At 40.0% G+C, this 23,677-nt stretch carries 18 protein-coding genes, 1 tRNA gene and 2 pseudogenes; 7 read left to right on the top strand and 14 right to left on the bottom strand.

Annotation, left to right across the window (positions count from 1 at the left end):
• Nucleotides 1-35: 35 nt before the first annotated feature.
• The 7 genes from VYM24_RS15115 to VYM24_RS15085 all read right to left on the bottom strand — a co-directional run bounded on the left by VYM24_RS15115 (nucleotide 36) and on the right by VYM24_RS15085 (nucleotide 9,488).
• Complete coding sequence (locus VYM24_RS15115; protein ID WP_291554906.1) at nucleotides 36-1,043, bottom strand: beta-ketoacyl-ACP synthase III; 1,008 nt, start codon at nucleotides 1,041-1,043, stop codon at nucleotides 36-38.
• Nucleotides 1,044-1,215: 172 nt separating this feature from the next.
• Complete coding sequence (locus VYM24_RS15110; RefSeq protein ID WP_299089960.1) at nucleotides 1,216-1,872, bottom strand: flavin reductase; 657 nt, start codon at nucleotides 1,870-1,872, stop codon at nucleotides 1,216-1,218.
• A gap of 121 nt (nucleotides 1,873-1,993) precedes the next feature.
• Nucleotides 1,994-3,832, bottom strand: a complete 1,839-nt coding sequence (locus tag VYM24_RS15105; protein ID WP_330940330.1) for a helix-turn-helix domain-containing protein — start codon at nucleotides 3,830-3,832, stop codon at nucleotides 1,994-1,996.
• Nucleotides 3,833-3,913: 81 nt separating this feature from the next.
• Nucleotides 3,914-4,141 (bottom strand): ATP-binding protein, encoded by a 228-nt coding sequence (locus VYM24_RS15100; protein ID WP_291554912.1) that lies wholly within the window; start codon nucleotides 4,139-4,141, stop codon nucleotides 3,914-3,916.
• Nucleotides 4,142-4,187: 46 nt separating this feature from the next.
• Complete coding sequence (locus VYM24_RS15095) at nucleotides 4,188-5,726, bottom strand: DUF6850 family outer membrane beta-barrel protein (RefSeq protein WP_330940329.1); 1,539 nt, start codon at nucleotides 5,724-5,726, stop codon at nucleotides 4,188-4,190.
• 10 nt (nucleotides 5,727-5,736) lie between these two features.
• Nucleotides 5,737-6,912, bottom strand: a complete 1,176-nt coding sequence (locus tag VYM24_RS15090) for a DUF4876 domain-containing protein (protein WP_330940328.1) — start codon at nucleotides 6,910-6,912, stop codon at nucleotides 5,737-5,739.
• Between the two features lie 38 nt (nucleotides 6,913-6,950).
• Entirely contained in the window at nucleotides 6,951-9,488 is a 2,538-nt protein-coding gene (locus VYM24_RS15085; RefSeq protein WP_330940327.1) for a TonB-dependent receptor plug domain-containing protein, read from the bottom strand.
• A 391-nt stretch (nucleotides 9,489-9,879) separates the two neighbouring features.
• Here VYM24_RS15085 and VYM24_RS15080 point away from each other — a divergent pair, with 391 nt between their 5' ends.
• The 3 genes from VYM24_RS15080 (at nucleotide 9,880) to VYM24_RS15070 (ending at nucleotide 12,740) form a co-directional block, all read left to right on the top strand.
• A complete protein-coding gene (locus VYM24_RS15080; RefSeq protein WP_330940326.1) occupies nucleotides 9,880-10,119 on the top strand; it encodes a hypothetical protein in 240 nt (79 codons plus the stop codon).
• 340 nt (nucleotides 10,120-10,459) lie between these two features.
• A complete protein-coding gene (locus tag VYM24_RS15075; protein ID WP_330940325.1) occupies nucleotides 10,460-10,915 on the top strand; it encodes a helix-turn-helix domain-containing protein in 456 nt (151 codons plus the stop codon).
• A 652-nt stretch (nucleotides 10,916-11,567) separates the two neighbouring features.
• Entirely contained in the window at nucleotides 11,568-12,740 is a 1,173-nt protein-coding gene (locus tag VYM24_RS15070; RefSeq protein ID WP_299089941.1) for a contractile injection system tape measure protein, read from the top strand.
• 81 nt (nucleotides 12,741-12,821) lie between these two features.
• Here the strand turns inward: VYM24_RS15070 and VYM24_RS15065 are convergent, their stop codons facing one another.
• Complete coding sequence (locus VYM24_RS15065) at nucleotides 12,822-13,874, bottom strand: class I fructose-bisphosphate aldolase (protein WP_291554925.1); 1,053 nt, start codon at nucleotides 13,872-13,874, stop codon at nucleotides 12,822-12,824.
• Nucleotides 13,875-13,989: 115 nt separating this feature from the next.
• A complete protein-coding gene (locus tag VYM24_RS15060) occupies nucleotides 13,990-14,718 on the bottom strand; it encodes a hypothetical protein (RefSeq protein ID WP_330940324.1) in 729 nt (242 codons plus the stop codon).
• Nucleotides 14,719-14,895: 177 nt separating this feature from the next.
• On the opposite strand from VYM24_RS15060, the pseudogene VYM24_RS15055 reads away from it, so the two are divergent.
• A pseudogene (locus VYM24_RS15055) lies at nucleotides 14,896-15,556 on the top strand (ATP-binding protein); the annotation flags it as partial.
• A 14-nt stretch (nucleotides 15,557-15,570) separates the two neighbouring features.
• Nucleotides 15,571-15,974: pseudogene (locus VYM24_RS15050) on the top strand (DUF3872 domain-containing protein).
• A gap of 165 nt (nucleotides 15,975-16,139) precedes the next feature.
• On the opposite strand, the gene VYM24_RS15045 reads toward VYM24_RS15050, so the two are convergent.
• The 3 genes from VYM24_RS15045 to VYM24_RS15035 all read right to left on the bottom strand — a co-directional run bounded on the left by VYM24_RS15045 (nucleotide 16,140) and on the right by VYM24_RS15035 (nucleotide 18,115).
• Nucleotides 16,140-17,009 carry a Cthe_2314 family HEPN domain-containing protein gene (locus VYM24_RS15045; RefSeq protein WP_330940323.1) on the bottom strand — a complete coding sequence of 290 codons (870 nt, stop codon included), beginning with the start codon at nucleotides 17,007-17,009 and terminating at the stop codon, nucleotides 16,140-16,142.
• Nucleotides 17,010-17,104: 95 nt separating this feature from the next.
• Entirely contained in the window at nucleotides 17,105-17,311 is a 207-nt protein-coding gene (locus tag VYM24_RS15040) for a DUF3873 domain-containing protein (RefSeq protein WP_330940322.1), read from the bottom strand.
• Nucleotides 17,312-18,030: 719 nt separating this feature from the next.
• A tRNA-Ser gene (locus tag VYM24_RS15035) sits at nucleotides 18,031-18,115 on the bottom strand.
• Nucleotides 18,116-18,629: 514 nt separating this feature from the next.
• Between VYM24_RS15035 and pflB the strand changes: the two genes are divergently transcribed.
• Nucleotides 18,630-20,858, top strand: a complete 2,229-nt coding sequence (pflB, locus tag VYM24_RS15030) for a formate C-acetyltransferase (RefSeq protein ID WP_330940321.1) — start codon at nucleotides 18,630-18,632, stop codon at nucleotides 20,856-20,858.
• A 1-nt stretch (nucleotide 20,859) separates the two neighbouring features.
• Nucleotides 20,860-21,585 carry a pyruvate formate-lyase-activating protein gene (gene pflA / locus VYM24_RS15025; RefSeq protein WP_291555061.1) on the top strand — a complete coding sequence of 242 codons (726 nt, stop codon included), beginning with the start codon at nucleotides 20,860-20,862 and terminating at the stop codon, nucleotides 21,583-21,585.
• Nucleotides 21,586-21,668: 83 nt separating this feature from the next.
• Here the strand turns inward: pflA and VYM24_RS15020 are convergent, their stop codons facing one another.
• Complete coding sequence (locus VYM24_RS15020) at nucleotides 21,669-22,976, bottom strand: porin family protein (protein WP_330940320.1); 1,308 nt, start codon at nucleotides 22,974-22,976, stop codon at nucleotides 21,669-21,671.
• 15 nt (nucleotides 22,977-22,991) lie between these two features.
• Nucleotides 22,992-23,540 carry an RNA polymerase sigma factor gene (locus VYM24_RS15015; protein WP_330942260.1) on the bottom strand — a complete coding sequence of 183 codons (549 nt, stop codon included), beginning with the start codon at nucleotides 23,538-23,540 and terminating at the stop codon, nucleotides 22,992-22,994.
• Nucleotides 23,541-23,677: the final 137 nt, after the last annotated feature.

Genomic DNA, 23,677 nt, shown 5'->3' with positions numbered 1-23,677 from the left:
TTAAGTTATTGTATGGTTAACAATGTGTTGTCATGTTATGACTCCTTTTTTCCATCATATCCCCACTTTACATAAATAGCACCCCAGGCAAACCCTGCCCCAAATGCTGTAAAAATGAGGTTATCGCCTTTCTTTAGCTTATCTTCAAAATCCCAGATACAAAGCGGAAGTGTGGCGGCACTCGTATTGCCATAACGTTCTATATTAACCATCACTTTCTCGGTTGGAATCTCCAGACGTTGCGTTACAGCAGTGATAATGCGCTGGTTGGCCTGGTGGGGAATTACCCAGTCAATATCGTCTTTACTTAAATAGTTTCTTTCAATGACAGCTTCACAAGCATTAGCCATATTGGCCACGGCATATTTGAAAACCGTACGCCCTTCCTGATAAATGTAATGCATGTGATTATCCAGCGTATAATACGAAGGAGTACATACAGAGCCACCCGCTTTAATATGTAGGAAAGGCAGTCCCTTACCATCTGTTCTCAGCACTGAATCCATTACACCTAAATCTTCCGTAGTAGGTTCCAGCATGAAGGCTGCCGCCCCATCACCGAAAATGGGACAAGTGGCACGATCCGTATAATCTATGATTGAAGACATTTTCTCAGCCCCTACCACAATAATCTTCTTGTAGTTTCCCGAGCGAATAAAGTTTGCTCCCGTTTCCAGTGCATACAGGAAACCGCTGCAAACTGCTTGTACATCGAAAGCAAAAGCACGTTTCAATCCCAGTCGCTCACACAAGATGGAGGCTGTAGAAGGTAAACGATAGTCAGGAGTGGTAGTAGCAACAATCACCAGATCAATTTCATCCGGTTGAGAATTCGTACGTTGCATTAACTGTTTGGCAGCTTTGCGGGCCATATACGAAGTTCCCAGTCCCTCTTCATGCAAAATACGTCTTTCCTTTATGCCTATACGCCCCATAATCCATTCATCGGTAGTATCGACCATTTTGGAAATCTCATCATTGGTTAGGATATAATCGGGTATATATCCTCCGACTCCTGTAATTACTGCGTTTATTTTCTCCATAAACTCTACCTAGTTTAGTAAATTCTGATTATAGGGACAATTATATATAAGTGATACTTAAGAAAATGCGGGCGCAAATATACAGAAAAGACTATGAATTCCAAGAATTGGCTAAAAACACTTTGGTCTTTTACCAATGAAAAGGAATAATTGACCAAAATTTCGTTGAATATTATTTCTTAATCCAAATATTGACGATTTCTGAAATAAACATTTGATGTTTGGAAGGTTCGTTTTTATAAGCTTCCTCCATGATTTGTGATTTATAAGGTTCGACCAGGTTGCCATAGTCCAACTCCTGAACAAACATCTTTTTGCACTCAATAATCATTCGTGCTTCTTCAAAGCTCATTAATCCTGAAGGAGTTTCTAGAGGAGTAAGTCCGGTCTCTTTCACCTTATCCGTATTCCTTCCTGACATCGTACCGCATATACGCAGGGCATTGCGATATTTTTCATTAAAGAAGCTGAGGGTGAAACTCTCATGCTGTTGGAGGAATTGATAAGTATAGCGGGTATCGCGTATAAAAATAAAAGTAGAAGGACGTTCCCAAATGTACCCCATACCACCCCAACTGGCAGTCATTGTATTATAGGAACTTTCATCGCCTGCCGTTACAAGCATCCACTCTTTACCAATCAGTTGAATCACATTGTCGGGCAAATCGGAGGATTCAAGTTTATCGTAACGAGATCTCCAATCAGTAAAGGTTACACCACTTTCGGAGGATTCGGAAGTTTGATCATTTACTTTCTTATCACTGGGATTCGTGCAAGATGCAAGGAATAAGAAAAGACTGATTACCGGTAATAAAATCGTTGTTTTCATTGATATAGAATAATTAAGTTATTAATCATTTAATGTGCTCAAAGATAATCAATTTACTGAAAACTCCGACACTTATCAAAAAAGAGAAATGAAAGTAAAGTCTTTATCGCTAAACAACTTATCAATGGGTAGTTGAAGAAGTCCTCTCTACTTTAGGAAACGTTTGTTCTATAAGAAGTTTATTCATAAATTCACTTGGACTCATGTTATGACACCTCTTAAAGTTCCGAACAAAAGTACCAGTGGTTGCATAACCACACTGCTCCGGTAAATCTTTAAGAGCAATTGAAGGATTTTCTCTCATCAGTTGTTCGGCATGCTGAATACGGAAATTATTCAGCCAAACACTGAAGCCTTTATCACAGAATCTATTGATGCTAACCGATAAATAAGAACGATTCGTATTCAGTATATCAGCCAACATTTCTATTGTAAGGTCACTTTTGAGGAAGTATTGTTCATCACGAACTTTATGTAAGGCTTGCCAAAATAAGAGTTCATATTGATCCATAGATGCAGAATGTGATTCAGACGCATTTCCTTCATCGCATTTCTTAATCATTCCTTGAAGTCTATAATTTACGGCACCTTGTTTCTTCAACTTACGGTACATAGATATGGACTTGAATGTGGCTGCTACAGAAATCACTAATAGAAAAATACAGATTGCAGCCACATGTGTATTTACTCTATTTGCATCTTCACTCTCATTTAATTCGTGTTTCAATTCCTGAATCTTTAAACGCTCTGCATAATTCTTTTTATCGTTCTTCGCTTTAAATTCCAAATACATTTGCAGAACTGAATCTCGTCGAGCTAATAAATTAAGAGCTTTTTCATATTGCTTAGTTTCACGGCAGAAAGAACTAAAATTGGTAAGGGCTTTTATTTGGAGCTCCATCCGAACGGGCGTTTTAACCCTCTCTTTCATTAAAGGTTCAACAATCATATAATATTGACTTGCTTGTTGAATCTTACCTTTTTTCCACAATAAATCAGCAAATAAATAACAAGGAGATAAAAAACAATTAGGCAAGATGGCTTCTTTACCTTGTTTTTGACAGTTCTTCGCTTTCTCTTTATAAGATTTCATAGCCCTATCCAAAAACACAAAAGCGGAATCTTCCTGTCCTTCTGGAATATAGGTTTCAGCCATCATACTGTTTAGAACAATCTTATCGCCTCTTTCTGATAACAACCTTGCAGCTAAGTAAATACGTGCACTATCAGGCTTATTAAGCTCCATATAGCTTTTTACAACTTCATTCTGCATTGAAGAATTCGAGATTATTTCCTGATTGTTCTTAATCTTATTATAATACTCCAATGACTCAGAATAATAGCCTGTCGCACATAAATATTTTATCAACATTATACCGGAGGATTTTTGTAAGTCTACAAGTTCATGCTTTACAGCTAATTGATAAGCCTCTTCATATAATGGCAATGCATTATCGTAATCTTCCAACATCACAAAATGTTTTGCGATAGTCAGAAGACACTTACCTATATCTTCTGGCTTATCAGCCTCACGATATTGTTTCAATAATTTATACCAAATAGAAAGAAATTTTTCTTGATTTCCCCGTTCGTTAAGCAATAATGCTTTCATTTCATTCACCTGCCATTCTTCCTTCTGTGAAAGTGAATGATTGGCTTCCAACATCTCTATCCATTTAAGCCCCTCTAAATAAGCACCTGAAATTCCAAATCTATCCAAATTACTATAAATCGTAACTAATTGAAGCAAAATTTTCTTTCTATTTTCACCAGAGCTTAAAGGCAACACCTCTATTAAAAGTCGTTTCTGCTTTTGTATTCCATCTATCTCTTCTTCGTTTCTATACGATATTTTAATTATAGATGCTATTCTATCCCGATCTGACATTTTTTTGACCTCAGATAATAAAGAATCAAAAGAAACTGATAATATCGGCATCTTTGACAATTCTTCATCCAAAACTTCTCTTTTACCTGAATTAGAACAAGCACTGCATAAGAACAGAAAAAGAAATAGATAGAAACTCTTCACTTGGTATAACTATCTAAAGGTTATAGCCCTGAATGCACAAGCACTAGCACAATCTTCACATTCAGTACAGTATCTCTCTTCTGTCATTTTAACTTTTTCATTTTCAATGTAAAGAAGTTCCAAACTGCAAGCATCCACACATTCACCACATCCCGTACATTTGTCAATGTAAATAATCCATCTACCGACAGGTCCCGGACCTAAATTCCGGCCATCCAAATTTTCTTTCTTTTCCATAACTTTGTTGTTTTTGAGTTAGTCGCTTCAAAACTACGGAATCTATTTAGAAAAACAATCCTATTTGTATAGAAATATTTTCTTTATTTGAATTAAAAAGATTTTTAGAAGCATTTTCATATCCCACCGTCAGTCGGGCAAACCAATTAAAAGAAGCTGTATGAGTATAAGTTAGAGATAAATGTAATGCCCATCTGGGCTCTGTTAAGTAATTGTACTCCTGTTCCAATCGATCCATATTCTGCCATAATTTGATTGCGGGCGTATTTTGTCCTGATTGCAACTGTTTTTCAGCTATCATAGTTCCACCTCCTTTACCGTACTCTGCCCCAATAGTTAAATCAATTCGAGCATTAGATAATAAGAAATTCCTAGTAAATGTAGAATATGTAGTAAAACGGCATACAGTTTGCGAATATTCAGCCGGATAAAAAAGCAATTGACTTTTTGTCTGCTTAAAGTCAATTCCCGAAACGATAGAATAACGACTATTCCACTCATTATAAAGTTGATAGTAACCATAAGTCAACCCATATTCAGTAATACGGGCAGTAGAACGGAGAACCTTCCCCGAAGAATGCCATGTACCCATGTTCTCTTCCTGCTGCTGCAAAAGATCATAACTATCCGACTTGTCAAACAAAACTTTACAACTCCATTCGTGTCGATTCAACGAAGAAACTAATGAACCTACACCTTTATAATCCAGTTTCCAGCCATCTGTTTCACCTTCTTTCTTGTTTTGTATACGGTCACTTACTGTATTTTGTCTGACAAGGCTCCCTCCTATCTGTTGAAATAGCCGGAAGCGTCCATAAACTCCCTCTTCTTGTAAGAATCCTCCGAATTCCTGTGCAGAATAATACCATTTTATGTTTTCCCCTTTAGGCAAAGTTTTAAAGTACCCTAACGGATAAGAAACTAAGAAAGGATATGTCGTATGAGTACCTATATTCTGATAATCCACCGTTTCTTTACGATTGCCATAGAATATGGAAGCACCCAAACGATGACTTCCACACTCATAACCAACTCCGGGAGTTATTTTCCACTCCATCCACTGGTTTTCATTCCGGGGATCTGTATCCTTGGCATTCAGGTCAACTAAATAATCAAACCTCGAACCAATCAGCCAATGCGAAGAAACGGGTAATGAAAATGCACCGGACAGTTGGTATTGTTCCGAACGTTGATCGCCACTCACTGAGTCACAAAGATTTATTCCACGCCAGCAGTCACCGGTCATCCCATTCCAATTCACCTCTTGCTTCCGGTTATTCACATATCCTATTTTTCCATATAAAGAGACATTGCCTATAGTTTGGTAGGATTCACCAAACACCGTATACTTATTGGATGAAGCCGGCAAACTGACATTACCAAAGTTTCCATCTTCAAACCTATACCCCACTTCCGCCACAGAGAACGAGCGGAAACGGTTGAATGACATTCCTACCGGATTAGCTCCTGTCAGCCAATTATTCTGCAGATAAACCTCTTGCATAGAATAGATATGCAATGAATCAGACTGCGCATATACGGTAATCGCTGACAGAAGCCATAAAATAAATAATGTACTCCGCATAGTTGCTTGCTTATTTTTTCAAAGACGGTTCGGATACGATAAAGTCCCCTGCCGCATTGTTCGTATCCTGATAAATGAAATGCCCGTTGGTTGATGCTGCGCTTTTACGTATCAACGATTTCCCTGAATAATCTCCTTCCGGAATATACACAGGTTCATGGTTCAGTTCATCAGGCACACGCTTATTGGCAAGCTTGGCTTCATTTTCCACACACTCCACACAATCAATCACCCACTCTTTCGGAATCATCAAATAAAATTTAGTCCTATTAGAAGCTTGGGGCCTGTTTTCCCTGTTCAATGGATTATTTACATATTCCTTTGCACTAACGCCTTCAAATCCAAATATCATGAATGTGGGTCCAACCACCGGAAATGAATACATCCATGCAGTCGAGTTAAGATTTAAAAGCAGATTTAATGGTTTCACACCGGGTGCTATGTTCTGTTTGCTCAGGCTTACATGCCAGAATCCCCAGTCAACTTTAGATAAGTCAACCGAATTGGCATGTTGATATTCGCCTCCGGTATGATCTACAGCATTCGTTGCAATGGTAGTTTCCGCTCCGGGCAATAAAGGATACTCCTTACCGCTACCCGGAAATTGCCAGGTCATATCAGCAACCGGAATCCGTTTCATATCCGTATATTTCACCCAGGGAGATACAATACCCGGCATCGGATCCACCAAAGCCAAACACAATCCATCCAGATATACAGTCTCATCAGAGTTATTATAGAGTGTAACATATTGATCAGCCTGATAATCTGCTCCCAACTCTCCTTTACAGCCCACATAATAAATCTCTTTAATGACCAATGCGTTTATTTTAGAGCGCGCCAGTTGCAACTGAACTTTCATCACTTCTTCACCTTGTTCGGGCAATAACGACAAAGATTCCAATCTTCCACTGAAAATAATTCCGGAAGCAGATTGATAATGTACGGCAACTGTATAATATCCATATTCCACACTAAACAAAGCTACTCCATCAGAAGAACATGAAGAGGTATAAACCGTACCTTGATCCTTATTTGTCAATACCACCTCCATCTCTTCGAAAGGCAAGGTCACTTCATCCGTAGGAGAAAGTAGTTGGACACTCACTGAACATGAAGAACGATTCTCATCCCCGGTACAAGCACAGAAGAATAACACGAAGAAAAACAATACATAATATTTCATTCTCTTTCAATATCTTAAGTTCAATACAAATACTAACTTTAAAAACGGATACTAATTTCCGCACCATAATATAAATCCGGATTCACAACTGCATATTTCTGTATGCTCTGCCGATATCGTTTCGGATTGGATTGCAGCAGGTTATTAGCACAAAAAGCAACCGAAACATGACGTCCTATCTCTTTAGTAACCCGAAGATTCAATAAGAAATAAGGTTTATACGAGTCCTTCAGAAAAGCGGTAGTTGTATTCGCTCTGATCACTAAATCAGCAAAACATTCATCCGTCGCCATGTCCGGCGTGAAAGGATGTTGGTTTCCCTCTCCATCTATATAATAAACCGGATTCAAGCACTTCTGATTATTATTATCCGTGTACACAGGATTATTAAACCGACTCTCCATTCCCCGCTGTTGTTTATCCATCCACACCGCCTGAAGCGTTAGGCTTGTGATCAAACCGATTCCGGGAATTTGAGTAACACACTGAAACCGGCTATTCAATTGCTGCCAGATTTGAGTATTCGCAACAGAAGACCCTGTTTCGTAAATACCTACATAAGGGTAAGCTTTTCCATTCACTTCTATCTGGGGATGCAAGGCAGAAAGTGCCGTATTCTTTTCGCATACATCCAGATATCCGCCACTTATGTAAAATGAAGAACGCAGCGTCTTTGAATGAATCGGACCAATGGTATACTCAACACCTTGTTTTTCCTGTTCTATACCATTCTGGGGTGATAAATAGGTAGCAAACGTAGTATTCAAAGTATATGAAAGAAGTTCACCATCATTCATGACACCCTCATCCGTCAATTCCGGTTGTTCTCCTTTACTAATCAAGGGGGAATAGCGGCGATAGGAAAAAGGTTCGGCAAGTTGGGAGGTGCAATAGCCATTTTTGAGATGTTCCTTAAACCATACCACATCCGCAGTAACACCTCCTATCCGGAAATTTACCCCTATTTCAAACTTCTGATTAACAGGCAAACGCAAGTCGGAGTTAAAATTACGGTCAGTTACAAATGTATGCATGACGGTCAGACGCTGATTATTCTCAGCATCATTGTACGTAAAACAATTCATATCCGTATACGATTTATCGGGATACAAATAAGCAAGTACAGGCATCTTATGCATCAATCCCCACCCCAGACGTACACTGAAACGACTTAGAAAAGCATCATCCGTCCTATCAATAAATATCTGGGAAAGATTGATACGCGGATCAACAGAAAAGTTCCGTTGTAGACGCTTAGTCGGCAACTGAGTAAAACGTACTCCCGCCTGCACTTCGGTCCGCATCTTCCCATAACGGAGAATAAAGTGATTTTCAGCAAAAGCAGAATACTTATATAATAAAGGTATATCCCGATAAGACCTTGTGCGCACTCTGAGCATTTTCAAGGGAGGACGAAGAGGATTGAAACAGATTCCTTTTCCACGATTCCCTTCCACCTCAGCATGAAGTCCCAGTTGAAAATGGTTACTGATGTTCTCACCCATCGTTTTTCTGTGATTGGCAGTCAACGATACATCTCCGCTCAATGGCTTGCCTTCAACGGATAACTGAGAGAAATAATGGGGAGGCAGGAACACTCCGGCATGTTCACCTGCCTGTGCGGTATAGGTAGTGACTTGCTGTGTTCCCGAATAATATGTACTGGATTCATTCTTCTGGCTTCCATACGTAAACCCTAGCTGATATTCAAGATTGGAAATCCAGGAGCGATTCAATTTCCACTGTCCGTTAGCAGAAAAAGATATGTTTTGATCCAGGTATTTCCGAAATTCACCATCCACTGTATTCTGCCCTCTTTTATCATTGTCCTTCATCCAATAACCACGCATATTAAGACGCAAAGTAGCCGACCGGAAATCCTTCGCATAAGCCGCTTGGATTCCAAATCTTTGATAAGATTCTTCAAAGACTTGAGGCGATTGGTTTGAAAGTGCATAATCAGCTCCTAAATAGAGAGTTCCCCCATTATTACTGATCGCAATGCCCTTCCCCACAGAAGCAAGTTTCTCCGTAGCTGTCAGACGAATACCGATAGTAAGAGGTTGTATCCCGGCTTTCGACTTAACCAGAACAACACCACTGGTCACATCCCCATAACGTGCCGAAGGAACACCACGTATCACCTCGGCCGACTCCACAGAAGATGGAGACAAAGAACGCACGTCGAAACCGGATAACACCGTGCTATTAAAGAGGCTTCCCCTACCTTCAAGTCCCATTTGCTGCATATTGGCATTATTATTCATGCGGAGTCCATCCACCACTATGGCTGTCCCTAAAGCATTAGTCGTATTTTCATAAGTTGCACTGCGGATGGTAAAGGCAGCCGGAACATTCTGATCCGGATTGCGTACAAGAACGCCGGGCAATAATTGAGATAAGCCAGAAAGGTCAGTAACCTGTATATGACGAATAGCATCCTGCCCAATGACAGAACGGGTTCCCGGAGCATCTGATTGAGTAGCAGTAACAATCACCTCCTGTAACCGGATGTTGCGAAGAGTATCTATAGCCTGCATTTCAGTCTGTCCATATACCGCCAGCGAACAAACCAAAAAAGCAATTAATATATAACCCCTGTAACAATTATTCATTTGTACAACCCAAGATGGTAATTTACATACCTAACGAGCGTTATATAGCAACCCTCAGATTAGGGGGGCAAAGGAAACAATTTTCTACCAACATTTCATCACCAAACTTTAAAAAATGCAGAATAAAATCACTCTTTTCGGACTTTTGTGTGTACATTTGCAAGCAACAGAACAACAATATCATGCCATTTTTCATATTAAAAACATTACTTATTTGTACTTTTCTGCTGACTTGGGCTGTACTAGGTCTTGCTTCTATCTCTCTAATTTGGAGAAACAAGCATAAAAAGGATTTGACCATATTATTAGCACTAATCCTACTAATATACTGGGGGTTAACATCATATAGCACATGCTACGAAAATTTCTTTCTGCTTCGGAGAACATCCCTCTTACCTACCCTATGCTGTTGGGGACTGACTTTCCTCCCACCTTTACTCTATTTCTTTATCCGCTTCCGTATTACCGGAATATTTCCCAAAAAGTCACAATGGTGGAAACATTTGTTACCTTCGATGCTATTGTCGTGTTGTTACATACTGATGTCAGTTTTAAGTCCGGTGACAGATCACTTAACTTACAGTTGGTCTGAAATTCTATTATCGTTCCCAGCTTGGTGGACACTTTTCCGTTTAACGTGTATAATAACAGGAATCACACAGACTTTCATTTACGTATTACTTTTGCGAAATATGAATGAAACAGACTGTATATTCCTAAAATCAGCTTCCGATATTCAAAGAAAAAGTATCCTAATATCAGGGTTCTTCTTCATGTTCTTATTGAATATGTTCACTTCTTCATACATCTGCAATCTTTTATACAACCTTTGCATTGGCGTATTAAGTGGATATATCTTTCATAATTCTCTCTTACACCAATTCGTAAAACAAAAGCTCAAGTCACATATTTATCGGGAAACATTGTCCCCAGTGAATAACCTAAATCAACAACCAGAAAGCAAATCAGAAAAAAAGGTCGTAGAAAAAGAGGTGCTTATAAATGGCAAGAAGAACTCCAAAGTATACTTGACCCCTCAAAAAATAAATGAAATAAACCAACTATTACAAACACCGGAATTCATTTATGATCAAAAAATAAAATTGGAGCAGTTTGCCCAAAGAGTGGCTGTCAATTCCACCTATTTAAATAGATATTTCAATCAAGAATATGGATGTAGTTTTCTTCAATACCTTACGTCACTTCGCATCGAACAAGCAGAAATGCTTCTAAAAGGCTCGAATGCAGAAATAGGAGACATCTGTTATAATACAGGTTTCAATAGTCCTTCTGCATTTCACAAAGCATTTAAAACCCGATATGGTTGCTCTCCCTCAGAATGGAGAAGAAGATGTCTCACAGAAAAGTTGAATGCAGGCGTTCAATAAAAAGTTGGTTCAAGTTACTCTCACTACTCTCACTTTCGCAGTCAACCCGTATCAAGACGATGCATTTATTTATTTCATATTAGGCGCTATTCTACTGAGAACCATAGATATATCTCTTTATCCTTAGGAATAGTCGGGTGTTGACCTAGGTTGACAGATCTATCAACCTTGGTTGACAAGCCGATTAACCTTGGTTGACAGGCTCGTTAGCCAAGGTCAACACCCAATAAAGCTTATTGGAAAATGCAACACACACAAGGCAAAAACAAATGATCCCTTGTTTGTTTTTTAATCACTATTGAAGCTTTTACCGCAAAACACATGGACTGAATCCTGTTTAGCACACACTGCATATCATCAAAAAAAGGCTGAAATCGTAAAAACAGGAAGACTAATCTCAAGCTGTCCCACTGTATTTCAAGCACTTATAATTATTATTTTAGTTTACTGATTTTAGTATTTAGATTTCCCGATTTCCAGCTATTTTTGCCTGTGTTCATTTGCTGTTTCTCTTCAAATTACAAATAATATAAACTGCCGGATAATCGTTATGAAGCACTAACGGTCACTCAAGGCAGAAACAATTAAAAGCAGGCTGAAAATCAATATATGATAATCAGCAAATACAATATTAATATTAATTTTTATTCTTATGAAAAATGAAAAAATAGACATGAGTAGGGAATCGGCAGCTTTCCGTGTCTCTCAAGATGGAGTGTACATTATCACAGGTACCAATCCGAGACATGGTATCACAGTGTCTACCGGAGTACATGCAACAATTATTCTGCAAAATGCCAACTTATGTGATCCGGAAAACATGGGTGTTGCATTTCATATTGCGGAAGACTGTCATGTCACGGTAATTCTCGAAGGAAACAACACACTGCACAGTGGTCGTGAAATGGCTGCAATTCAATCAAGAAAGCAATCAGTTCTGATCATTAAAGGGGATGGAAAGTTAGTTGCATACGGTGGAGAAGGTGCCGCCGGTATAGGATGCGGATATGCTACCGAATGTGGTGACATTATTATCGAAAGTGGAACCATAGAAGCCTATGCAGGTTATCAGCACGAAACTTCCTGGCGCGCGGGATCTGCAGGAATAGGCGGTGCCGGTCAATATGCAGGTCGAAAAAGTAAATGTGGAAACATAACTATTACAGGAGGAAAAATCATAGCTAAATGTGACAAAGGGAACTGGGATATTGGTCCGGGCGATGAAGGAACTTGTGGCAGTGTAAAAGTAGATGAGAATGTAATAGCTCCCGGAGTGCGTATATATGGCTCTCATTTAGGTACAGAACAATATAGAGATTTAAAACACATACCTATATCCAATGCCGGATTGGTCATTCTCTCCCCATTTCTACCAATGCTTTTTATGAGGCTTAATATGTTAAGCCAAGATCACAGGAGTTTCAATAGTAACGAATCAAAAGTACGAGCTATATTCATTTTACAACACTTTATAGCAAATGAAGACAGGGAGTATGATGAAAAAGATCTGTTCCTCAACCGCTTGTTAATAAATTATCCCTCCAACGAACCACTCCCTAAAAGACTGGTACTAAATCAGAATGAACTTAACACAATAGATTCTCTATTGGAAGCAGCAAAGGCAAACTGGTCAAAAATGAGGAATACTTCAATGAGAGCCTTCCAAGAATCATTTTTGAATAGAGCGGGGGTTATAGAAAAAACGGAATGGACTCTAACTGTAGAGGAACGTGCATACGATATATTATTGGATAGCATTCCCTGGTCATACAAAGTTGTACGGTTACCATGGATGGAAAATATACTCAAGGTTAACTGGAGATAAACTCCGGTTCTGATAACAGTTCACTTTTACATTTAAGCAATCAGTATAGAAGACTTTTATCTTCTATACTGATTAAATACTTTATGCAATCGTTATTGAAGAATCCAAATAAACATCCTGAATGGTATTCAATAATTGAACGCCCTCTTCCATTGGTTTTTGGAATGCTTTCCGTCCGCTGATCAATCCCATTCCACCGGCACGTTTATTGATAACCGCCGTAACAACAGCATCACGCAAATCCGATTCTCCATGAGATTCACCACCGGAATTAATCAAACCGACACGCCCCATATAGCCATTAGCAACCTGATAGCGGCAAAGGTCGATAGGATGTGAAGTTGCGAGTTCAGAATACATTCTTCCATCCGTTTTACCAAAGTGAATAGCTGTGAATCCGCCATTATTGGAAGGAAGTTTTTGCTTTACAATATCAGCCTTGATGGTCACTCCGATGTGGTTGGCCTGTCCGGTAAGGTCGGCTGCCGCATGGTAATCTGTGCCGTCCTTCTTAAAATCATTGTTTCTGAGATAACACCAAAGAATAGTTGCCATACCTAACTCATGAGCATATTCAAAAGCTTGTGATATCTCAATAATCTGACGACGACTTTGCTCCGAACCGAAATAGATAGTAGCGCCAACAGCTACCGCACCCATATTCCATGCTTCTTTTACGGTTCCAAACATCACCTGATCGTAAGAATTTGGATAAGTAAGCAGTTCATTATGGTTCAGTTTTACTACGAAAGGTATTTTATGGGCATATTTACGGGCAACAGCCCCTAATATACCAAATGTGGATGCAACTGCATTACAACCTCCTTCGATTGCCAGTTTCACTATATTTTCAGGATCAAAATAGATCGGATTAGGAGCGAATGATGCTCCGGCTGTATGTTCTATATCCTGGTCGACCGGCAGAATGGATACATACCCGGTATTCGCAAGGCGTCCATGTCCGTACAAAGTTTGCAAGCTATTAAGGGTACGTACATTTCTGTCAGAGTCCACCCAGATTTTATCAATCACATCAGGTCCAGGAACATGAATTAATTTCTTATCTATTGTCTTACACGTATGGTTCAGGTAATATTCTGCCTGTTGTCCCAACAAATCAACTGTTTTACTCATAATATATTCATTTTTAATTTAGAATCATACTAAATAAACAGTTTTTCTTGTTGATTGTTTTATCGCGAAGCCGAAAAACGATTGCTTCTCTCAGAGCAAGTTAGCATCCGAATGATCATCTATGAAACCGCCCTTTTTCTTTTACCAATACCACTTTCAGTTGTGGATCGGCCAACATCTCACGTCCGACAGAAGACAACAAGAACTGCAACTGGCTACTCCTGTGTTTCCAGGTCAGTAAATCTATGGAACGGTTCAAACCTTCTTTTATTTCAGTATACCAATATCCTGGAAATGAGAGAGCGCTAACCACCTCTTTATCCGCGATTTCCTGTAATTCTTCGATGCAATCATCCACTTCTTCTTCACTCAAATCATCCGGTTCATCATAAGTTACATAATACGAAGTATAATAACCGTCTTGAGTGAAAGCTTCCAAAGCTTTCCAATCTTTGCCCTCTATAATCAAACGGTCTTTTGCAATCCGGAAATATTCCGTCATCTCATTCATTCTCTCTAGTGCTACATGTTTATTTCCAGCGGTCAGGTTCTTTATATCCAACCACATTTTTCCTTCATGATCTTTCATATAAGAAAAATAGGAACCCAAACTCAGATTAAAACTTGTATCTACATCATGCGTTACATCAAATACACGGTCTTTCCGAAAGACGAGATCAACCTCTACATTCGGATATCGCCCCTGTTGCTCGTACAATTTTTCCAAAGAATTGCAACGATGAAGCCATATTTTCTCCGGATAGCGACCTATATCCCGGAGCCCCATGAAAAGAAGACACATAAACACGGATGCTAATCCTGTTATAAGATTAATTTTCTTCATAATCAGTTTCTATAAAAAGCTATTCCAAATAATTTTTTATATCCCTGCTTTTGATGACGATATTGCCTGTTTGCTTATTGCAAATATATAAATTTGAAAAAATAATAGAAACTAAAATAGATGAATTACCTTTTTTTATCTATGAATCGACATTCTTTTTAACTAAGTATCATACCGCTTGCAGACTCTCATGATTTCCTTTTAATGGAGAGTATCAACCAATCACTTGCTGGTAGAACAGCAATTCTTCGGTTATTACCTTTTTCTCATCTTGAAATGAAAGAAGGTAACATACCCCCTCCTACCGTAAATGAAGAGATTTTCAAAGGTGCGTATCCTCGTCTTTACGATAGAGACATTGCCCCTACCGACTACTATCCATTCTACATCCAGACATACGTAGAACGCAATGTGCGTTTGATGTGGAATATTGGTGACTTGAGTAAATTTATCCGTTTTTTAAAATTGTGTGCAGGACGTATTGGACAACTCCTCAATATTTCATCATTAGCCAATGAATGTGGAGTATCCGTAACCACAGCCACCTCATGGATTTCTATTTTGGAGGCAAGTTACATCTGTTATTTATTAACACCTGATCACAACAACTATGCAAAACGACTAGTAAAAGCTCCAAAACTCTATTTCTATGACACAGGACTAGCATGTTGATTTCTCGACATAAGAAACGCGGACCAAATAACGACTCATTTCCTTCGTGGAGGTTTATTTGAAAACCTTGTGATTAATGAATTTATCAAAAGGAAAAGAGTCCAACCTTTCATTTTGGAGAGACAGTACAGGCAATGAAGTTGATTTATTGCGCACAGAGGAAGGCTAACAGGGTGCTACATGGTGGCTGCCTTGTTATTGGTGGGTGCGTGTAATGACGATGTAGATATACAGCAGTCTTACCCGTTCCGTATTGAAACGATGCCAGTGCCGAAAAAATAAAGGTGGGTGAAACCGCCGAAATCAGGTGTCAACTTCACCGGGACGAGCGGTTTAAGGAAACAAAGTATTTCATTCGCTATTTCCAACAGGACGGGGCGGGAACGCTGAAAATGTCCGATGGAACGGTGTTACTTCCGAATGACCTGTACCCGCTTCCAGGTGAAACATTCCGGCTTTACTATACCTCTGCATCAACCGACCAACAGACGGTAGATGTGTATTTTCAGGATAGCTTCGGGCGGTTGGAACAACTTACGTTTTCATTTAATAATGATAACAGTAAAGAAGAACAGGGGGAATAAAAATGGAAACATTGATTACACACCTTGTATTTCTCGTTCTCTTTTGGACTTACACTGCATTTGAACTGAAAAATGCTTCTACTGATGTGGAACTGTAGGGTGAAGAATTGGAATATAATTAATCTACAGACTAAAAAATCATTCTTAAAGGATGATTTTTTAGTCTTAATCAGAACATTCCTTCCAATTTTTTTTACCAATACTACACTTGTTGCCTTGTGTTTCTTGCTTAATTTTTTCTAATGTCGCCGAATATTTGTTTTTTGTATCATTATCTATTTTTTGTATAAACGTCTCAGATAATGAACAAAGTATGCAGCGAGTAAATATAAACGCATTATATTTACAAATTTCTGTTTCCTCTAAAAATTTCTTTCTGCTGCTTTTTAATTTGTATTCTAAATATGAACCACGAGTAATTATAACATCATCACTAATAGGCATTGTTTTAGAATACATCGTTAACATCACATACGGACTAATATCCTTAAAAGCAGCATGTTCAATTTTTCCTTCATGAGCAGACTTATTACGTCTATTATCAATAACAGAAAGGTTATTATAATTTTCCCTTAAAAGATGGAATAAAAAAGGGTTGTTAATTTCTTCTTCTTTCTTTTCTATTGATTTCCAGCTACAAGACTTACCCTTTAATTTCAAATCATATAAGTAGTTTACAAGTTTGAAATATAAATCTTTGAGAGTTGATATTTTGTAACAAAGAACATCATAATGGTACAAAGAATAATCTATAATATTGATTTTGCATTTTTCAAAATAACTTTTCCCATAAAAACGTTTCACAAAAATACATGCGTTTTCAATTGAGGAAAGACAATTCTCTATATCAGAAAGAATATAAAAAAGTTCTAATATAAACTTTTCATTATCAGTAAATAGATGATAATTATTTTTATTCATATCAAACCCCTCTCTTTTCTCTGCATCTTGAATTATACTCCCTGCAAGATATATACAGGTTATAGAAAATTCATTTTTTGCAACTTCGTCTAATGATATATAAGGTCTATTCATTGCACAATGTTTAATTGACGACAAAAATACAATTTATATTTAAGATATATGATTATTTCATTAGGAAGTAATCAAGCAAAGATTGTTCTTAAACTTCATTGTTGTATTTTCAGCCATTCATCCCGTTGTTTGCGACACTCGTCGAGCGTTTTGGCAAGCGTGCTGAACAGTTCGCCATCCGTATGGCAATAATCATATTGATAATAGATTTGTCCCCTAAATGCGCCTAAACAGCATTTTACATATTTTTCTTCTCCCGGTGTTTGGGTAATGCTTACCCCGTTTTTGTTTAAAGTTTCCATATTGGTATAATTTATAATGAGTTATCAGATAATCAAAAGTGAAAGCAGCACAATAAAAATAAACGCCATACAAAGCAGGTAAACGGCAGAGATAAACAACCGGAGAAAGAACCGGACTATATAAAAGCCTATGATTAGGATTACCCACATTCCGGCGGTGCTGGTGGCTGCCTGACAGATGATAAAAGCAAGTATTACCCACCTTAAAACAGTCGTTATCTTATTATATATTTTCATTGTCTTAGCGTGTTACGGGTGGATTGCTCCACCCGGTTAATAATCAGGCGCAACGGAAAACAAAACCGTTATCCATCCAGTAATCAGTCAATGGATAGCGTACCTAAAGGTACAGAAGAATTAAAGCAAGGGAGTGATGTGTTTCGATTTAAACTCTATAAAACAAATCGTTTTGCAGGTGTATATGATAAAAGTATTGATGTAGAGTTGTCATGAAATGAGCTATTTGGAGTAATTACTCCTATTATGATTTTTGAATCCTCCGATACTATACTAAAGAGTTCCATTGTGAAATATAGTATAGGAAAAAGCGAAATTGAGAAAGATGATTTTTCAGATTTCACTATAGGAGACTCGGATTTCCATACTATAATAGTACATGATGTCCGGTAGGGCAGACATAAGGGGATAAAAAAATCCCACAAATCGTTGAATTTGTGAGACTTGGCTATTCATTTTCCGGTTTTATCCGGTTAGTTCAGCGGAGAGACAGGGATTCGAACCCCGGGTACCTCGCAGTACAACGGTTTTCAAGACCGCCGCAATCGACCACTCTGCCACCTCTCCAAAACTCCTCCTTTCAAGAAGGGCTTTCCTCTTAAAGCGGTGCAAAGGTACGATTCTTTTTTTATATCACAAACATTTCCGCACAAAAATCATCTTCTATACCTAAAATAACATATATACAAGGAGATTAGTTGATATAACGAATCCTATTATTACAAATAAGTAAAATCATTGTAAAGCAAATCAGGAACAGTTTCAATAGAACGAAATAGGGCTTCGTGTGTCCGTAGGACATATGGAGCCCTATTTCGTTCCCATTAAAGGAAACTTCAACGCACTACAAAGCAAAGGTAAACAGAATAAATCAGGAAAAAGAGGAAAATATTGAAAAGATTTAAGAGGAACAAAAGGTGGTAGTGACGGCAAGTGATGAAAGTGGCATACCTAACAATAGTTATTTTATGCTGTTCAACATAAAAAAGGCATATATATCCATACTATTACGGAAATATTTCCGTAATTTTGCAGCCCCAAAAGGATAACATTACATTTACCCACTAACAAAATGAATATTATGGAATTGAACAAAACCTTTATTGACGGGCTTTGGAGCAAAGAAATCAATGTCAGTGATTTCGTTAGTAAAAACATCGCGCCTTACACTGGAGACGCATCCTTCCTGCAAGGACCTACCGAGCGCACGAAAAAAATCTGGGAACTTTGTCTGAAAGCACTCGAAGAAGAAAGAGCCAACAACGGCGTTCGTTCTCTCGATCCTCATACCGTATCTACCATTACTTCACATCAGGCAGGTTATATAGATAAGGAGAATGAACTTATCGTTGGCTTGCAGACGGATGAACTGTTGAAACGTGCTATCAAGCCGTTCGGTGGCATCAACGTAGTGATGAAAGCTTGCCGCGAAAACGGCGTAGAAATAGATGATAAGGTAAAAGATATCTTTACCCATTATCGCAAGACACACAATGACGGCGTATTCGATGTATATACTGAAGAGATTCGCTCATTCCGCTCATTGGGTTTCCTCACCGGACTTCCCGATAACTATGCCCGCGGGCGTATCATCGGCGACTACCGCCGTCTGGCCCTTTACGGTATCAACCGCCTCATCGAAGCTAAAATGGAAGATTTGCACAATCTGACCGGTCCGATGACCGATGCCCGTATTCGCTTGCGCGAAGAAGTGGCAGAGCAGATCAAGGCTTTGAAAGATATTAAGATAATGGGCGAATATTACGGACTCGATCTTAGTCGCCCGGCTACTTCGGCACAGGAAGCCGTACAATGGGTGTACATGGCTTATTTGGCCGCTGTAAAAGAGCAAGACGGTGCAGCTATGTCTCTGGGTAACGTCTCTTCGTTCCTCGACATCTTTATTGAATATGATCTGGCACACGGCAAAATCAATGAAACATTTGCTCAGGAGCTGATCGACCAATTCGTTATCAAACTCCGCATGGTGCGCCATCTGCGTATGCAGTCATACAACGATATCTTTGCCGGAGACCCGACCTGGGTAACGGAAGCCATTGGCGGACGTTTCAACGACGGACGCGTAAAGGTAACAAAGACTTCCTTCCGCTTCCTGCAAACATTGTATAACCTCGGTCCTTCTCCCGAACCGAACCTGACCATACTTTGGGGACCTGAACTCCCTGAAGGTTTCAAGAAATTCTGCGCACAAGTATCCGTAGATACCAGCTCCATCCAATACGAAAATGATAACCTGATGCGCGAAGTACGTAACTGCGATGACTATGGTATCGCATGTTGTGTATCCTATCAGGCCATCGGCAAGCAGATACAGTTCTTCGGGGCACGTGCCAACCTGGCAAAAGCCTTGTTGCTTGCTATCAACGGCGGACGTTGCGAAAACACCGGTACTGTCATGGTAAAAGGTATTCCCGTATTGACCGGTGAAACATTGAAGTTTGAGGAAGTAATGTCGAACTACAAGAAAGTACTGACCGAAATTGCCCGTGTCTACAACGAGGCAATGAACATCATCCATTTCATGCACGATAAGTATTATTACGAAAAGGCTCAGATGGCATTTATCGATACGAATCCACGCATTAATCTGGCTTATGGTGTAGCCGGTCTTTCCATTGCCATCGACTCACTGTCAGCCATCAAGAATGCAAAGGTTACAGCCCGTCGCAACGACATCGGCCTGACGGAAGGTTTCGATATCGACGGTACATTCCCATGTTTTGGTAACAATGACGACCGTGTAGACCACCTCGGTGTGGACTTGGTATACTATTTCAGCGAAGAACTGAAAAAGTTACCTGTTTACAAGAATGCCCGTCCTACCCTTTCATTGCTGACGATTACTTCCAATGTAATGTACGGTAAGAAAACAGGTGCCACCCCTGACGGGCGTGCCAAAGGTGTAGCTTTCGCCCCGGGTGCCAACCCGATGCACGGACGCGATAAGAATGGTGCCATCGCATCGTTGAGTTCCGTAGCTAAGTTGCGTTATCGTGACTCACAGGACGGTATCAGCAATACGTTCTCAATCGTTCCGAAATCTCTCGGCCCAACACCGGAAGACCGTGTTGAAAACCTGGTAACAATGATGGACGGTTACTTTACTAAAGGTGCACACCACCTGAACGTAAACGTACTGAACCGTGAAATGCTGGAAGATGCCATGGAACATCCGGAGAAGTATCCGCAACTCACAATTCGTGTTTCCGGCTATGCTGTGAATTTTGTGAAGTTGAGCCGCGAACACCAGTTAGAGGTCATCAGCCGTAGTTTCCACGAAAGAATGTAATATGATAAACGTACACTCCTACGAAAGTATGGGAACATTCGACGGGCCGGGTCTCCGGCTCGTCGTTTTCCTGCAAGGCTGTCCATTCCGTTGTCTCTATTGTGCCAACCCGGATACAATAGACGCAAAAGGGGGTACACCTACCCCACCGGAAGAAATTCTGCAAATGGCTATTAGCCAGAAAGTATTTTTCGGGAAAAAGGGTGGCATCACATTCTCAGGCGGCGAGCCTACATTACAGGCCGAAGCGCTTATACCTCTGTTCAAAGATTTGAAAGCAAACGGCATTCACATCTGCCTGGATACCAATGGTGGCATCTGGAATGAAAAAGTAGAAGAATTATTGAGCCTGACGGATTTAGTGCTGCTGGATCTCAAAGAATTCAATCCCGAACGCCATAAGAAGCTGACCGGATGCAGCAATGCAAAAACTTTGCATACGGCCGCCTGGTTGGAGGAACAGAACCGGCCTTTCTGGCTACGCTATGTATTAGTGCCGGGATATAGTGATTTTGAGGAAGACATCCGCAGTTTGGGCGAACATCTCGGTCAATATAAAAGTATACAGCGGGTAGAAATACTTCCCTATCATCGCCTGGGCGTGCATAAGTACGAAGCTATGGGATGGGATTACCAATTGAAAGAAGTAAAAGAAAACACTCCCGAACAGCTGGAACGTGCGGAAAAGTTATTCAAGGAATACTTCGAAACGGTTATAGTAAACTAAAATAAAGGAGTGGTAGGGTGATAAAGTGATATCTCACTACCACTTTATCACCCTACCACTCTATCACTCTTTATTCATACTGATTAGTAAGTCAGACGGATACCTGCCTGCAACGTAAAGTTCGTCGGGTTTTCCTTTCGTATAGTCTCTATCGGAGAGCCATCGTCAAAGAAATAGGAAACACCGGGCTCTACATATATTCCCACTCTATTACTAATATTATATTGAGCACCTACCGCACCCATTACAGATAATTGCACGGGTTTCACCGTTTCCTTTTCGCTTCCTACCTTACCATAGACGCACTTCTCTATTGCACCACCGGCAGATACATACACCGTGAAACGCTTGTCATTAACGAAACTCCAGTTTGCACGCACCGGAATACCGATATAGTGCAGTTTCTGATCTGTCTTTTCCGAACTATTTTCATATGTTATTTCAGACGACAGCATCGTATAAGTCACACCGGTTTCCACAGAAAAATTTTTCGGCAATGCTTTCCGTACCGATAAACCGAAACTAAGAGGTTGCTTATGCTTGATATTTTTAACCTGACGGGTATTTTTCCGCAGATAAGGTACTCCGCCTTCAAATACCAGTTCTTGTCCTTCAGGAATATCCAGAATACCACTGGAAACATTCGGTAAATCCAGTTTATCACTAAACATCGGAGTTGAATTCGGACCTGAGTGCATACCGCCATTTGTATTATCCAGCGACGCAAGTGCTCCCGTATTTCCTACAGACATGCCAACCGCCCAACCTTTATTTCCGGCAGATGATTTCTTTTCAGTAGGCAAATGGAACTTATCTCTACTGGAAGGACGATACACTTCGCGTTCCTTCTTTTCAGGAATCGAAGATGAAGTTTCCGTTTCCTTTGCCTGTTCCGTTTTTTCCGTCGCTTCTGTCACATTTGAATTCAAATCTGAATTCACTATTTCTTCTTGTCGGTTCACGTTTACTTCCTGAACATTGCTTTCCGCCTCCAAATGCTGCGCTACAAGAGCTTGATGACGAGAATCCCCTTGTTCAATGACTCGCCGGATAACAGGTTCCGGCTGTTCTCCTTGAGTATCCGGCTTTGTCTGTTCCGGCAACACATCAGGTATCGTTGCCAGAGCCGGTTCAGCTGCACGACGCACCTCGTCCACTACCGGACTTTGCAGCAACCACAAGCTAACAGACGAGACAGCCACCAGCACAACTGCCGCAGCCGTCATCGCCCAACGGCGGAACATGATCTGTTTCTTCTTTCCTACAGACATGGGTGCGGAGACAGGCAATACTTTCTCCAACCGTTCCCAGCCGGTATCAGGCAACGGTTCGGAATAATCATCCAGCCGCTCCTTTATCTTTTTCAACCACAATTCATCATCTTTCATCATACGTCCTTTCCTTCATTAAGCATTGTTCTTCATCCACTCCCGCACTTTTGTAGCCAAAGTAGCTTTAGCGCGTGTCAGCTGCGAAGCCGATGACTTCTCATTAATACCCAGCATCTGGGCGATTTCCTTATGAGACTTTTCTTCAAATATATATAAGTTGAATACGGTGCGATAACCGGCAGGTAATTCACTGATAAACTGCATCAGCACCTTTTGGGGAATAGTTTCCACTTTCGAAGCATCGGGTTCCTCGTACGTTTCAGGTATGTTGTCCAACCCCTCCGACTGGTTTATTACATCATTCTTGCGCAAGTATTGCAACGCCGTATTCACCATAACACGCTCCATCCACGCCCGCAAGGATCCATCACCTCGCCAAGTGAATTTATCAAAAGAATCGAAGAGCTTCAGGAAACCATCGTGCATGAGGTCTTCTGCTGTATCACGGTCACCTGCATAACGAAGACACACGCTGAGCATCCGCCCTGCATAGCGCTCGTACAGCTCCTTCCTGGCAAGGTTGTCGCCTTGCCTGCACCGTCCTGCCAGTTCCTGTTCTTCCATTCTTTCCTTTGACACGTGTTTACCTTAATAAATGCGGTAAAGATAGAAATACTGCACGTAGCGAGCAAGAAATTAACTCTTTTGTTTCTTTAACAGTCCTTTATGCAGTATTTACCCTCATATTGTATTTTTTGAAT

The sequence above is a fragment of the Bacteroides sp. MSB163 genome, from assembly GCF_036416795.1.
Classification (GTDB): Bacteria; Bacteroidota; Bacteroidia; order Bacteroidales; family Bacteroidaceae; genus Bacteroides; species Bacteroides maternus.
Note: the sequence above shows the minus strand (reverse complement) of the source record. Positions and strands in the feature narration are given on the sequence as shown.